We start from the raw sequence: 14,629 nt of genomic DNA, 5'->3' as shown, positions 1-14,629 counted from the left end.
CAACAAAAGTTTATGGTAAAGTAGATAGTTCAGCCTTGGCTTCTTTGATGACTTGGTCATTTGCTGAATTTTCGATTACTGATTCAAGCGTTGCCTTCGCCTGGAAATTTTCGTTGAGGGATTTGTAGTTTTTCGCCAGCAACACAAAGCATTTTCCGTACCAATAATCATAAACTGCATACTTCTCGGAGAAACTAAAGATCGTCTCATTCGACTGAGAGAAGTTTTCCGCTTTTCTAAAGGATTCCGCAAGCAAGAAAAGTGCTTCGGCCCCTTGGATACTGCCACTTTCATTTACCAAGGCCATCAACTCATCCTGTGCGTCGGCATTCTTACCGGTCTTCAGTAGTGACTTGGCCTTGATGAGTTGGGCGTTCGACTTGGCATCTGCCGTAACATCCCCGAGTTCGATCACCTTATTGGCATAGAAGTCTGCAGAATCATATTTGCCCGTTTCATAATAGGCCATCATCAATCCTTTATTGGCCTCATATTGCTCTATCCTATCCCTAGCCACCTTGGTACTGGTGATAAAATAAGGAATGGCTTGCTGATAATTCTTGCGGTTAAACTCAATTTCCGCTATCCGCTGGATCGCTTTGGCCCTTTGGCTGGAAGCACCCATTTTCTCAAGTTGGTAGAAGGTCTCCAAGGCTTTTTCCTCTTGCTCAAGGCGCAAATAGGCATCACCGATAAAGTAAGTGGCCTCTTGCTTTTGAGCAGAATTTGGATAATTGCTCAGGTAAGTTTGGAAAGCACGGATGGCTTGCTGATAGGACTGTCCAAAAAACAGGTTCTTGGCCGCTTCATACTCCACTCCCTGCACACTTTCATTGCCCGGATTGGAGTTTTTATAATCGGACAGGTAATTGGAAAATTCACCTGACCTACCTTGTAGTGTCAACGCCTCTTGAAGCCCCACCAATGCTGCATTGGCATTGTCTGCATTCGGATACCGATCCAGTATTTTCTTGTAGTCATTAATGGTCTGATCGTAGTTTTTCAGAGAATAACTAGCGATGGCCCTTCCCTCCAATGCATAGGGAACAAAAGGACTGTTTGGACTCTTATTGATCAGGTTGCTATAGCCTTCCCGGGCTGCAGCATAATTGGACTCTTCCATATTGATTTGGGCTTTTTGGAAGATGATATCATCCCGAAAACGACTGTTAGGATATTGGCTGATAGCCCTGTCCAATTCAGCCACTGCTTCACGGTTTCTGTTTTGGAAATTCAGGACGACCCCGGCCATGTAATGGGCGTAATCCGACGAGGGATTGCGCTCACTGATCGCCAGGTGGAAAGTGCTCAAGGCCGGATCAAATTTTTTCTGGATGTAATAGCAGTCTCCCAAGCGAATCAACGCATCATCGTAATAACTTTGGACATTGGATACTTTCTTGATCTTATCCGTATACGACTTGAATTGACGTTCCGCTTTGGCGTATTCCTGCGTATTAAAATAGGCATAGCCCAAGCCATAATGGCTCTTGATCAATGCCGGATCCAAAGAGGTCAAGCGCATATTCATGACCTGCTCGTAAGCCGTAATGGCACCTTTCAGATCCTCTTTGGCCGCAAAGGCCTCACCTTTTCGGTAAAAGGCTTCATGGACAATCTCCTTATCCACCGGGTAAGTGATGGACTTATCAAAATAGGTAATTGCTTGATTGTATTGCTTGTTTCGATAGTAAGTCAATCCCTGATAATAAGTCACTTTTTGATAAGCCGCCCGGATGGCCGGCGATCTGTTGCTCATTCCTTCGATATGCTGGATTGCACGGAGGTAATTATTGGTGTTGATAAGCGCATCACTCAACAACGTCTCCACCTCGCCCACATGCGGCCCATTGGGATAATTGGCCAGGTAACTGTCAAGCGCATTGATGGCCTCTTGGAAGCCTCCCCTCTCCAAACTCAATTTGGCATAGTTGAACAATGCCTCCTCTTTGATGGCGGGATCATAGTCACTCTTGTATGCGGTACTGAAACTGGTCACGGCATACTGTGGATTGTTCAGCTGCAGGTAAGCATGCCCAAGATAATAACTGGAAACTTGCCCCAGTTTATCTTTCTCCAAGGCCACCTGCTTGAAATAGTCTGTGGCCTTTTCATATTGGTTTACCTTAAATTGGGCCACGCCAGCCTTGTACATTTGCTCACGCGTCATATCTCCCTTCCCTGCTTTGGTGGCGGCATCATAGTAGGTGGCCGCATTGGTAAAGTCACGCTTTTCAAAATAGGCTTCCGCCAATAGCAGGTAAATGCCTTCCTTTCGATCCAAATTTCCCCTGGACTGGGTAATTGGCGTAGCATAAGCAATTAACTCATCGTACTGCTCTTGGCGATAATAAAGCTCAGAAAGCATATAGGGGACTTTGGACTGGTATTCCGGGTAGCGGTCGGCTTGTTTAAAATCGGCAATGGCTTGATCATATTTGTTTTGCTCCAAGGCCACATATCCGCCATAATAATAACCGTCTCCAGTGTAGGAAGTCTGCATCTTTTTGACGGGATCAAAGTAGCGCGCCGCATTGGCATAATCCTTTAGCTGGAAATAGGCATAACCGGTTTTAAAGTAAACTTTTGACCGCTGTTCAAATGTCACCACATCCACATTGACCAGGTTATAGGCTTCGATGGATTTCTTGTAATGCCGCTTATCGAAGTAATAATCCCCCATGAGGAATGCTGCTTCGTTTGCTTTGGGATCGTTGGGATAATCCATGATGATCTTGGCAACCAAGCTAGGGCCATCTGGATTGTCCAACCGCAAAGCCGAAACCGCATGGTAAAAGTCCACATCGATTTGCTGTGAAGGGCTAAGTGAAGCCTCCTTTAGCTTTTCAAATTCCAATTTTGAAGCGCTGTATTGATGCTTGTCAAAAAGCTCATAGGCATCATCTATCTGCCTTTCCAAGCCCGTCTGGTATAAACTGGACTGGCCCTGTGCTTGACAAAAAATGCCTGTTGCTACAAACAGTAATAATAGTTTTCTCATGGTAAAGTTTTGCACCTTAATGCATCAATTTAAATACGAGTTCCTTTAGGATTTCGGCTTCGTTCATGCCATTGGCATCGATACCTTTTGAACGAAGATCAGCTTCCTTTAAGTATCCGATATTATCAATAACCTTGCCTAAAGGATAGTTTTTGGAAGCAATCATATATTCTTTCATAAAATAAGGGTTCACCTTTAATTTTCCGGCCAGTTCCCGCTCCCCAAGACTTTTATTGGCATGCACCATCAGCAATCGCGAAAAATGCAAATAAAGCAATGCAATGATCGGTATCAGCGGATTGGATTTAGGATTTTGGCTGAAATAATGTATGATCTTGTTGGCTTTCAATACATCTCTAAAACTCAATGCCTTGGTGAGCTCGAAGTTATTATAATCCTTGTTGATGCCTATAAATTGCTGGATATGATTGCTGTCGATCTGAACCGGTTCACTGAAGTTGATCAGCATTTTATCGATCTCGTTAGTCAGTACTTCGAGGTTATTCCCGATGGATTCGGCAATGATCTGACAAGCTTTCGGCTCTATGCTAAAGCCTTTTCCCTTTAGATAAGCCTCTATCCAAGGACTTAACTTATATTCTGGAACCTTGGCAGATTTGACGAGCACAGCCTTCTTGTCCAGCTCTTTTGCCAAGGCCTTTCTTCCATCCAATACCTTGTACTTGTGCGCAAAAACCAATATGGTACTGGGAAGAGGATTGGAAAGATAGTTGATGAGCAAATTGTCACCAGCTTCTTTGCCAAGGTCAGGAAGATTCTGGGCCTCTTTGACGATGACCACTTGCCGCTCTGCCATCATGGGAAAGCGGCGGGCATTCGTCAACACCGTGTTCATGGTGGCGTCCTTACCATACATCATGATCTGATTAAAGCCTTTTTCATGCTCGGGAATGGCATGCTCTTCTATATAATCCGTAATCTGATCAATGAAATAAGGCTCCTCTCCCTGCAAAAAATAAACGGGAGCATATTTCCCGCTTTTCAACTCTTTTATAACTGCTTCAGGTTGGTTTGGCATATCTAATTAATTCTATTCAAATATAGAAATAATTGACATCTTGGGAATAATGAAACGAGATATTCCTTTGATAAAAAAACAAGCAGCCCATGTACTATCCATGGCCAAACGGTGTATTCTCCTTGGTTCCTTGCTTTCCGCTTAAACCCTCTTTCCATTATATCCGTAAATCAATTATCCAATTTTTGAAAACCATATTTTTGGGACTGCCTATGCTAATGACCAGGATACTTTCCTCTCTCCAAAAGTTGACACCATTGATACTGATAGTGCTTTTGTCCCTGTTGACTGGATGCGCTTGGTTTATCAAAAACCCTATGGTGGTGGAACATGACGAGGTAAAGGACCAGTCTCGGGTGAGAAGGAATTTCATTTATAAAGATGCAGAGGAAAAAGCATCTCCGTTTTACCATGCCAAACAAACCATTTTAAAGGAAACCCATTCGGCAGGATCCCCGGTTTATTCTTCCTATGATGTGATCAGCATGAGTGCCAATTCCTACCCGATGGAAAAAGAAATTTACCTCTTGATTGATCAAACCATTTATCCCATATCCGTCGAATCGATCACCGCAGAAAACAAAACCCACATCCAGGAGGACACGGATGATATCATGGCCATAGATTCCACAGAAGTAACCATCGTAACGGGATACAACCAATACAATAGCATAAAATACAAACTTCACTATTCCCTCTCCTCAGAGATCATCCATCACATCAGCACTGCAGAGAAGGTACGGTTTAGGTACTATGCAGGACCTGAAATGATCACATTGAAAATGACCAATGGCAATATCCGCAAGCTAAAAAAGCTCATCAACACCTAAAGAACATCCCTTTATATTATCCTTGGCTGGATTAGATATCCCTGCACCAAAAAAGGTAGAATACGGTCCGCGAGGATGAATCAAGGCAGGTAACCACACCCTTTTTCTATGTCACCTCCATTCCAGCAAGGCTATTTGTAGCGATTATGTTATCGTTAATGGGTTTCATTTGGCCAAGAGGTAGCCTTGGCACTGACCATGAATGGTGCTCGTTCCCCTACTTTTTAAACAACTCCTTTTAAACTTATTCGATCGATGGGCTGTTATGAATATTGTTATTAGTTTTGCACAAATTTTAAAACGAATAAAAGGGTGAGTGATATCAATCAAGGCATTTCGCTGTATAAAGAAGGTAAATTCGAAGAGGCATTGGAGGTTTTCAACCAGTTGTTAGCCAACACTCCAAACCAACCCATCATTTTGCTACATCGGGGACGTGTGCTTTCCAGAATGGGAAAACTGGAACTGGCCTTGGAGGATTTTGACCTCTTGCTGAAAACGGATCAGTACAATGCTGACTTTATCAGTGATCGTGCCGTGGTGCTCCACCTGTTGAAGCGGAATGAGGAAGCCTTGTCAGAGCTGGACCGTGCCCTAAACCTCGATCCAAACAATCCCTATCGCTATTCAAGCCGGGCTTTTTTAAAGGATCGCATTGGAGATTTGGAGGGTGCTATCGCCGATTATGAAAAGGCCATCGAAATGGATCCGGAAGATGCAGTTTCCTATAACAACAAGGGAATTGTCGAAGAAAAATTAGGCTATAAAGAGCGGTCAAAAAAGAGTTTTGACAAAGCAGACAAATTGGTAGGCTATCAGCCCAAAGAATATAAAAGCACCAATGCCCCCAAAGAGAATCCTGTCAAAAAAACACCTGACCAAATTCCAGAGCAACTCAAAAACCAACCTACTCCACAAACAAAAAGTTTGTCTTTTACCAATTATTGGAAAACGGTCGGAAAAGTTCTCAGCGATAAAAATACACGGGCAGAATTCTTCTCCTTCATCCAATCCAAACTGGGGAAAAAGAAATAAAGCAGCTATGCGGCATTGGCAGGTAACCACCTGCCAAAACACAAATCACTTCCTTACAAAATATCAAACGGGTTTGTCCAGCTTCGTAACTTGGTCATATACCCATAAGTCCATTACACCCTCTTGATCACCCAGAGCGGTTTATTGATAAAATAGGACATTTTCTTTGATAGGTTTTTGGTAAAAAGCTGATCAAACCAAGTCTTCTTTTTACTAAGGGTAACCAAAATATCTCCTTTGGCGGTCAACAGGTAGTTTTCCAAGCCCAATCCTACTTCATCCCGAAAGGTCTTTAGCACATAGCTGGTTTTTTCATAGCGGATAAAAGGTTTTATCTCCTCGACCATGGTCTGGTGCAAGGCTTTATCGATGGCTTTCATCCGCGTGCCCACATGCACAATGTCAATTTCACTGTCATAGAAACCTGCCATTTCCACTACTTTTTGGACAGCTAGTTTATCTTCTTCCAGATAGTCCGAAGCATAGACAAATTTGCGGGGTGGTTTGAAAAACACCTTTCGAGGCACCATGAGCACATCAGTTTCCGCAAGTTCGATTACATTGCTGGATTTGGTTCCTATGAAGTTGGTTTTGATGTCATTGACGCCTTCCGTGCCCATGACGATGAGGTCCACCTTATGGTTTTTGGCATAGTCCACGATCGTCTTCACCGTCTCCCCTTCTTCCAGCACCGCTACACACTTGCGTAGCCCCTTGTCTTTACTTTCAAACAGTACTTCGTCCACCAAGTTGTTCATTTTTTGCTGGACAAAATCTAACGCACCACTTTTGGGCTGCTGAAACAACTTCTTATAATCCTCCATGCTTGGGACATGAAAAAGGATCAATTCTGCTTTATATTTTTCGCCCAGCTTAGCGGCATATTCCAAGGCGTTCAGTGAACATTCCGAAAAATCGGTTGGGCATAGAATCTTAAAAGTACTCATGACTATTTATTATTTAATTAATATCCTTTCTTTCTATCAATCTGGTTTATAAACGCCAATCCATTCTCCAGATTCCTATAATTTTCAATGATCTGCGGTGCAGCGGCCTCAGGATTGGTAATACTGGCAATATGAGGCGTAATGGAAATCTTCTCTTGCTCCCAAAAAGGATGGTTTTTGGGCAAAGGTTCTTGCTGAAAAACATCCAATAGCGCACCGCTCAAATGGCCTTCTTCCAATGCGGTGATCAAATCCTCTTCCACCAAATGTTTGCCCCGGGCCACATTAATCAAATATGTTCCTTTTGTACATTTTCTGAACAATTCAATATTTAAAATCCCATCAGTTTGTGCTGTCAAAGGCAATAGGCATACCAACACATTGCATTTTGACAAGAACGTTTCAAGCTGCTCCCCATAATAATACGGATGGTCAAAATCAGGCTTAGGACTGTTTCCGTATCCATACACGTTGATTCCTAAAAGAGATAACTTGTCCAAAACATCACCGCCCAGCTCTCCGACGCCCATTACCCCTACATTTACGGGGATTTCAGGATTGCTCATGTCCCACTTTCGGGCCTGTTTATCCGCCTGATACCGTAAAATCTGCCGGTGATGATTCAATACCCCCATCACCACATAATTGGTCATGGAAAAGGTCAACCGGGAATCCACGATCCTGGTGATCGGAATATCCGCTGGAATGGTATCATCGCCAAGGATATGGTCTACCCCCGCTCCCATTGAGCATATAAGCTTTAAGTTGGGAAAAGGCTGTAGGGATCCCTTGGGATGCTGCCATAACATAACGGCCGATACTTCCGCCGGATTTTTGATATTCGGATAAATCTCCAGTGGAATGTCTCCTGCTGTTTTCTTAAAGATCTCCAACCATGGAGTAATGTCCCTGTTAGGTGATATAATGGCTAAACTCATTTATTGCTTGCTTACGTTTGGATTATTCTTTATGTAAAACCTCCAAGGGAGTTTGGCATCTTCCCCTGCATAATCTACACCAATCCTTGTACTAACATTAATTTCAAATTTAAGGTTATTCATTTCACATCCAATGTAGATCATACCATTTTTTTGATATAAGATCACATCATTGTGCAAAGTACTGATTCCCAATGCTTGTGCAGCCTTCCCTGGGCCATTGGTCAATTGGCGATCATGATGGCAATTTCTTCGTCTTTTCATGATTTCCTTTCCTGCAAGGGGTTCTACCGCTCGGATCAGGACGGCTTTGGGAATACCCTCTTCCTGAGTTACGATGTTAAACAGGTGATGGATGCCATAACAAAGATAAACATAACTTCTGCCCCCTTCACTGAACATTACGGCTGTTCTTCTCGTTATCTTGTTCGGAAATGCATGACAAGCCTTGTCAACAGTACCATCATAGGCTTCTGTTTCGACGATCCGGGCAGAGGTGTATTCCCCGTTTATGTATGTTACGATAATTTTTCCCAGAAGATGTCGCGCGATCTCGGTCACGTCCTTATTTAGAAAGAATGCTTTTGGAAGAATTTCTACATCATTTTCAATCATTTTATCACTATTTGGAATAAATCATCATTTCATTACTATTTAAAAATAACGTATTAATCCTATGAAGCTTACCGCAACGCCCATTCTTTTATTGCTAGCGCTATTTTCCTTTGGCATCACCAAGGCACAGCAGATCCAGATGCCTCAAGCGAGCCCTGCAGCTACCATCAGTCAAAAAATAGGCCTGACTGATGTAAAATTGGAATACAGTAGGCCCAGTGTCAAAGACCGGAAAATCTTCGGCACCTTGGTTCCCTATGGAGAAGTATGGAGAACAGGAGCCAATGCAAGCACCAAAATCACCTTCAGCACACCGGTAAAGGTAGAAGGCCATGAGGTATCAGCTGGCACCTATGCCCTGTACGCCATTCCAAACAAAAAGGAATGGACCTTTATCCTTTCAGATAACCTGGAGCTTTGGGGCGCCATAGGTTATACAGATGAAAACGATGTGCTCAGGTTTACGGTTCCTTCCAAAAAAAGCAAGGAAATGTATGAAACCATGGAGCTGAGCTTTAACGACATGACCGATACCGGTGCCACGCTGAACCTCCATTGGGAAAAAACGGCTGCTGGCTTCCGCATTGAAACCGAAGTGGACCCCGTAGTAATGGCACAAATCCAAGAAATGGTCATTGATGCCAAATCGGACAATCCAGGGCTGTTATATCAAGCCGCATCCTACTATTATACCAATGATAAGGACATGGAGCAAGCCCATGAATGGATACAAAAGTCGGTCGCTGCGGATCCGAAATATTGGACCGTTCACCTGAAAGCTAAGATTGAAGACAAGTTAGGCCTGACAGAAGAAGCGATCCAAAGTGCTGAAATGTCCAAACAACTCGCTGATGAAGCCAAAAACATGGATTATGTTAATCTCAATGACCGCTTGATCAAAGCTCTGCAGTAGTGGTCACCTGTTTTATTAAGCCGGCGCTATACAACCCCTTGATTTAAAGGATAAAAAAAACCGTCATCATTCCAGAAATGATGACGGTTTTTTAATTTACCTGGCTGGCTTGCCTTTCACCGTTTGAAATACTGCTGAAAGCCCCATTACCAGCAGACAGCCGATGGCATTGTACCAGAGATAGCCGATGTCAATGGGAATGCCCAATAGCTCACTACCATTCTTCCAGTGGACCAGCAAGATCACCGCCTCGGCCACCAAAGCCGCCAAGAACACTGCATTTCCCTTCACCCATTTCACGTAAAACCCAACCAAAAAAATACCCAAAATGGTCCCATAGAACAGTGACCCTAGTAAGTTTACTGCTTGGATCAAATTTTCAAATAACGTGGCATAGGTAGCAAATAGAATCGCAAAAATCCCCCACAAGGCGGTCAACAGCTTAGAAGAAAGGGTATAATGGCGCTCAGATTTTCCTTTGTTGATGGAGCGTTTGTAGATATCGACAGAGGAAGTTGCGCCAAGTGCATTTAGCTCTGAAGCCGTGCTGGACATGGCCGCACTAAATATCACGGCGAATAAAAGCCCTACCACCCCTTTGGGAAGATAATCCATCACAAACCGCATAAACACGTAGTCGGTATCCCTCGTTTCGGCGTTTGGATCATTTTTGGTGATCAACTCCTTTACTCCTGTGCGGATTTCTTCTTGTTGCTGCTGCTTGGATGAAATTTCCTGTTGTAAGGATGCCACTTCACCAGCATGCCCTTCCTTTTGGGCGGCTATTAAGGACTTGATGGCCACATTCTTCTCCTCAAACACCTCATCATATTGCCCCTGCAGCTGCTGAAATTCCTCGTTATAATCACTCTCGGCCAGTCGCTCGGTTTGTACTTTATTGAAGAAAATGGGTGGTTGGTAAAACTGATAAAACACAAACACCAAAACTCCAATAAAAAGGATCACAAACTGCATGGGCACTTTCAAGAAGCCATTCATAATCAATCCCATGCGGCTTTCGCGCAAGGATCGCCCGTTAAGGTAGCGCTGGACTTGAGACTGATCAGTACCAAAATAAGACAAAAACAAAAACAAGGCCCCAGTAATCCCAGACCAAAAATTATACCGGTCGCCAAGGTCAAAGTCAAAACTGACGATATTGAGCTTCCCCATTTTGCCGGCCACATGCATGGCATCATTTAGGGAAACCGGAAGCATGTTATACACCAAAATCCCTGCGAGGATCATCCCTCCCATCATCACGGTCATTTGCTGCTTTTGGGTGATGGATACGGCCTTGGTTCCCCCTGTCACGGTATACACAATCACAATGAGCCCTATGAAGATATTGGTAAAGGTGAGGTTCCAGTTAAGCAATGTGCTCAAGATGATGGCGGGACCATAAATGGTAATCCCTGCGGCCAAACCACGCTGGATCAAAAATAAGAAAGCGGCCAATGTCCTGGTTTTTAAATCAAATCGCGACTCCAGAAATTCATAAGCCGTATAAACCTTTAATTTATAGTAAATCGGTATAAACGTTACGGACAAAATGATCATGGCAATGGGCAAACCAAAATAAAACTGGATAAAGCGCATCCCATCTTGATAAGCTTGTCCCGGGGTGCTCAAAAAGGTAATTGCTGAAGCTTGGGTGGCCATGATGGACAGCCCAATGGTCCACCATCCCATCTCACTACCTCCTCTGAGGTAGCTGTTCATATCCTTGCTGCCGTAGGTCTTATAAATCCCGAAGCCGATGATCGCCAATAGCGTCCCAAAAAGGACTATCCAATCAAGATAACTCATGAATAATAACGGGTAATGCCATAAAATAAAACGATCAATCCAGCCAATACCAGGATAAGCAAAAGATAAAGTCTATTCCAATTGACGGAAGGTTCACTCATGGTCTTGTTCGATTAGGTTCACAAATAATTTAATGGCTCCGGGAACTCCAGCTGGCAACAACCTGAACCAGGAAATCCCTGAATACGTGTAAGTCCCTTTACCATAGTTCGCCAATAACAAACTTCCCTCACTGGCGGACTCTCCCGGATCATGCATGGACAGTGGGGTCACATAGTGCTCATCCCAATTATCGGTAAAATAAAGTCCCCTTTCTTGGATCCACCCCTCAAAATCCTTCTTGGTAATGGCATTGGGTCCCCTAAGGGCTGGGTGCGCCTCATAATCCACCTCCACAGGAGCATCCTCTACTGCTACCCGCTTACGGGTGATCTCAAAAGGATATGGTCCCAGCTCATCGGTCTTAAGCGAAGCGGTAGTGTTGTATTGGACAATTAGGTTTCCACCATCTTCTACATATTGCATCAATTGATCAAATTGATCGACTACTTGCTGATTGACGTTAAATGCCCTGATGCCAATAATCACCGTGGAATACTGCTTTAACCGCGCAACATCCAGGCTGCCATTCTCCAGCATCGTCACCGCATACCCCAAATTTCTCAGCACCTCCGGCACATCATCACCGGCCCCTGGTATATAACCGATGTTTTGGACAGTGGTCTTCAGATCCAGTTTGATCAAGTCAAAATTAGCCTTCGGAAAATAAGTTAATGCAGGAATATGCTTGTAATTGATATGTTTCACGCCTTCCTCATAAATACTTCCTTCATCGGTAACGTACTGTGCCGTAACCACCGTTTTGCCCACTTCGGTGTCTCCATTGACACTTACAAGGTACGTTTTTTCTTTTTGAGCCTCATGGACGGTGGCTTCCATTACCTTATAGGCCGTTTGAGGGATGCCTTCTAACCTTAAATCACCCGGTAAAATCTGTGTTCCAAAGGACACCTTTACGGTAAACTCAGAGGGGTTGTCCGACAGGACATATACCTGATCATGATCGACCGATACCTGCACGGGTGGCAACAACACGAACGGCTGGACCACCTCCCCGTCCACAGGATCATTATACTTATATACCAAAGGAACCTTAACCGAAAACTCCTCTCCTTCAAGTTGGAATCTAAGGGAGCCACTGACAGTCGGATCATTAAACGGCTTACCGATTTTTTCTTGTTCCTTAACGTCGTAAAGATTGTTTTGGGGAGGATGCTCAATCCAATAAGGCTGAGAAACAGGCATATGGGTATGGAAAGCCAATGGCACACTGTTCCTGAGCACTGCATTTTCCTTCAAGTGCTTTTGGAAAGCATAATCTTTTCCCAAAACGGTAAAATCCAGCACTTGGATGTCAACGGTCGAGGGATTGTTTACCACCAAGGTTCCTTCGACCTTTTCGCCAAGATAGGCTTCCTCTTGCGCAGCTGTAAACGCTATTTTCAGTCCCAGCAATTCTTGGATTAACTGGTCTATACTTTCCTGCTTTTCCTTTATCCATTTGGCAGAGGGATCCAATTCATCAATTAGTTGCTTAACGGCCAAAAACTGGGGTATATTATTGGTTAAATCGACAAAATCAAATTGATTAACCGCCTGATCCAGTGCACTTTTGATGGCCTGCCCGTTAGCTACCTCATTCCATCGGCTGGGAACCCCTTCAAAAGGCGAATCTTCAAACGCCTCTCCGTCGACCAATTCAATAAAATCCACGGCTCCACCATATGGGGCGGTGGAACCAAAGCCTTGTGATTTGTGCATGGTTCTACTGTCTGCTGCGATTTGAGCATAGGTAACTCCCAACAAATCATCATATTCTCCCGTCTCATAAGCATGGTAAAGCTTGCCTTCCTCAGGTTGATAAGGGGCTCTCCAATTGTATGCATTCCAGAAAACACGCTTTGTTTGCCAAGGTTTCACTTTGTCCAGCTGTTCTGGAAACATCTGAGGATCCGCAGCGTCCCTAAAAGCCTCCAATGAAAGAATGGCAGATGTCGTATGATGACCATGTGTGACGCCTGGTGTCGTATTGAAGCGGTTGATGATGATGTCGGGCTGGAATTTTCTAATGACCCAAACCACATCCGCCAATAGCTTATCCTTATCCCAATTGTTAAGGGTTTCATCAGGGTTTTTACTATAGCCAAAATCAATGGCCCTGGAAAAAAACTGTTGTCCTCCATCTATCTCCCGGGCTTTTAACAATTCCTGTGTGCGAATCATACCCAATTCAACCCCAAGTTCCTTTCCGATCAGGTTTTGCCCGCCGTCCCCACGGGTTAGGGACAGGTACCCGACTTCTGCATGGGTGTGATTTCCCAAATAGGCAATCAATCGCGTATTCTCATCATCAGGATGGGCCGCGATATACAGGACGCGCTGCGTTTCCCGAAGCTTCAGTAATTCATGGTAAATGGCAGAAGATGGATTTCGATGCTGGCTTCCACTCCACGAAGGGAACTTAATTATCAAAAAAAACAGGATAAAAAGAGACAGGTATTTAAGCTTCATAAATATGCGTTTAATTATTGAAAACTACAGGAAACATATCAAAGTACAAATCATTTTTATACCAATGGTAGGTCAACGGATTTATTTCATATGGGGTTTCCAAAACCGCACACTAAATGGCTCCTAGTCACCATTGACCAAGAATTAGCACCGGTATATTGGCAATATTTATAAATCTTATCAACCATTTAAGATTTAGTTTGATCGATTACTCTACAATTTGATTAATTGCGCCCACGTAAAATTATAACATGTTTCAAATTAAGCTAATGATGCGAATTAAACCACTACTCTATTTTGGTAGTTTATTGATGATCTCTTCTTGTACACCTCAGGGAGCTGATTATGTGGAAGACTTGGATGTCGCCCTCACCTTTCAGGATCCTGATGTGAATTTTGACAATTATGGCAGCTATCACTTGCCAGACTCGGTAGTATTCATTTCAAACGACAACACAGCTGCCCTTGAGTCGGATATGGAAGATTTTATTCTTTCCGAAGTCGATCAGCATTTTAGAAGCATTGGGTGGGATCGAAATACAGACCCTGTCAGTGATGGTTCAGATGTAGTCCTAATGGTCTCAGCCGTGAATACGTTGGACGTTCAATTCGTTTCCTGGTGGGATTATTGGGGATGGTGGCCTGGATGGGGATGGTATCCTTATCCGGCTGATGGATGGTATCCCTATTATCCTGGAGGTTGCTGCTACTTCGGTGGTGTATACAGCTACAGGGAAGGAACTGTCATCATTGAAATGGTAGATCCCAAGGATATCGAAACGGTCAGCGATGGCGAACCCGACCGGCTTCCCGTCCTGTGGGCAGGCGGTCTGAACGGCGTGCTCCAAGGAGACGAAACCAACATCCAAAACCGAATTGCTCGCGGAATGGATCAGATTTTTACCGATTCACCATATCTTAACAAGTAATT

Annotated in this window: 11 protein-coding genes; 4 read left to right on the top strand and 7 right to left on the bottom strand. The window is 43.8% G+C overall.

All coding sequences use genetic code 11. The annotated features are described in order from the left end of the window. Positions 1-10: 10 nt before the first annotated feature. Positions 11-3,001, bottom strand: coding sequence for a tetratricopeptide repeat protein (locus tag ECHVI_RS16920; protein ID WP_015267237.1), 2,991 nt, complete (start codon positions 2,999-3,001; stop codon positions 11-13). A 16-nt stretch (positions 3,002-3,017) separates the two neighbouring features. After that, positions 3,018-4,040, bottom strand: a complete 1,023-nt coding sequence (holA, locus tag ECHVI_RS16915; RefSeq protein ID WP_015267236.1) for a DNA polymerase III subunit delta — start codon at positions 4,038-4,040, stop codon at positions 3,018-3,020. A gap of 185 nt (positions 4,041-4,225) precedes the next feature. Here holA and ECHVI_RS16910 point away from each other — a divergent pair, with 185 nt between their 5' ends. Continuing rightward, positions 4,226-4,870 (top strand): hypothetical protein, encoded by a 645-nt coding sequence (locus ECHVI_RS16910; RefSeq protein ID WP_157501488.1) that lies wholly within the window; start codon positions 4,226-4,228, stop codon positions 4,868-4,870. A 312-nt stretch (positions 4,871-5,182) separates the two neighbouring features. After that, positions 5,183-5,905 carry a tetratricopeptide repeat protein gene (locus ECHVI_RS16905; protein WP_015267234.1) on the top strand — a complete coding sequence of 241 codons (723 nt, stop codon included), beginning with the start codon at positions 5,183-5,185 and terminating at the stop codon, positions 5,903-5,905. A gap of 113 nt (positions 5,906-6,018) precedes the next feature. On the opposite strand, the gene ECHVI_RS16900 is transcribed toward ECHVI_RS16905, so the two are convergent. Genes ECHVI_RS16900 through ECHVI_RS16890 form a run of 3 tightly spaced genes read right to left on the bottom strand, consistent with a single transcriptional unit; the run spans position 6,019 to position 8,405 of the window. Further along, entirely contained in the window at positions 6,019-6,852 is an 834-nt protein-coding gene (locus tag ECHVI_RS16900) for a universal stress protein (RefSeq protein WP_015267233.1), read from the bottom strand. Between the two features lie 17 nt (positions 6,853-6,869). Continuing rightward, the gene (locus ECHVI_RS16895; protein ID WP_015267232.1) at positions 6,870-7,790 is read right to left on the bottom strand and encodes a 2-hydroxyacid dehydrogenase; all 921 of its coding nucleotides are present in this window, start codon (positions 7,788-7,790) and stop codon (positions 6,870-6,872) included. Then, positions 7,791-8,405, bottom strand: a complete 615-nt coding sequence (locus tag ECHVI_RS16890; protein ID WP_015267231.1) for a DNA-3-methyladenine glycosylase — start codon at positions 8,403-8,405, stop codon at positions 7,791-7,793. It lies immediately after the preceding gene. 61 nt (positions 8,406-8,466) lie between these two features. Here ECHVI_RS16890 and ECHVI_RS16885 point away from each other — a divergent pair, with 61 nt between their 5' ends. Further along, positions 8,467-9,318 (top strand): DUF2911 domain-containing protein, encoded by an 852-nt coding sequence (locus tag ECHVI_RS16885; protein ID WP_015267230.1) that lies wholly within the window; start codon positions 8,467-8,469, stop codon positions 9,316-9,318. A gap of 96 nt (positions 9,319-9,414) precedes the next feature. Here the strand turns inward: ECHVI_RS16885 and ECHVI_RS16880 are convergent, their stop codons facing one another. Then, entirely contained in the window at positions 9,415-11,127 is a 1,713-nt protein-coding gene (locus ECHVI_RS16880; RefSeq protein ID WP_015267229.1) for a sodium:solute symporter family protein, read from the bottom strand. A gap of 93 nt (positions 11,128-11,220) precedes the next feature. After that, on the bottom strand, positions 11,221-13,698 hold the full coding sequence (locus ECHVI_RS16875) for a PIG-L family deacetylase (RefSeq protein ID WP_015267227.1): 2,478 nt from the start codon (positions 13,696-13,698) through the stop codon (positions 11,221-11,223). 269 nt (positions 13,699-13,967) lie between these two features. Between ECHVI_RS16875 and ECHVI_RS16870 the strand changes: the two genes are divergently transcribed. After that, a complete protein-coding gene (locus tag ECHVI_RS16870) occupies positions 13,968-14,627 on the top strand; it encodes a DUF4136 domain-containing protein (protein WP_245553353.1) in 660 nt (219 codons plus the stop codon). Positions 14,628-14,629 lie beyond the last annotated feature (2 nt).

Source organism: Echinicola vietnamensis DSM 17526, assembly GCF_000325705.1.
GTDB classification, from domain to species: Bacteria; Bacteroidota; Bacteroidia; order Cytophagales; family Cyclobacteriaceae; genus Echinicola; species Echinicola vietnamensis.
Note: the sequence above shows the minus strand (reverse complement) of the source record. Positions and strands in the feature narration are given on the sequence as shown.

Bases quoted from the DNA above. Each gene is read 5' to 3' on its own strand.
- ECHVI_RS16920 (WP_015267237.1), bottom strand. From the start codon at position 3,001: ATGAGAAAACTATTATTACTGTTTGTAGCAACAGGCATTTTTTGTCAA.
- holA (WP_015267236.1), bottom strand. From the start codon at position 4,040: ATGCCAAACCAACCTGAAGCAGTTATAAAAGAGTTGAAAAGCGGGAAA.
- ECHVI_RS16900 (WP_015267233.1), bottom strand. From the start codon at position 6,852: ATGAGTACTTTTAAGATTCTATGCCCAACCGATTTTTCGGAATGTTCA.
- ECHVI_RS16895 (WP_015267232.1), bottom strand. From the start codon at position 7,790: ATGAGTTTAGCCATTATATCACCTAACAGGGACATTACTCCATGGTTG.
- ECHVI_RS16890 (WP_015267231.1), bottom strand. From the start codon at position 8,405: ATGATTGAAAATGATGTAGAAATTCTTCCAAAAGCATTCTTTCTAAAT.
- ECHVI_RS16885 (WP_015267230.1), top strand. From the start codon at position 8,467: ATGAAGCTTACCGCAACGCCCATTCTTTTATTGCTAGCGCTATTTTCC.
- ECHVI_RS16880 (WP_015267229.1), bottom strand. From the start codon at position 11,127: ATGAGTTATCTTGATTGGATAGTCCTTTTTGGGACGCTATTGGCGATC.
- ECHVI_RS16875 (WP_015267227.1), bottom strand. From the start codon at position 13,698: ATGAAGCTTAAATACCTGTCTCTTTTTATCCTGTTTTTTTTGATAATT.
- ECHVI_RS16870 (WP_245553353.1), top strand. From the start codon at position 13,968: ATGATGCGAATTAAACCACTACTCTATTTTGGTAGTTTATTGATGATC.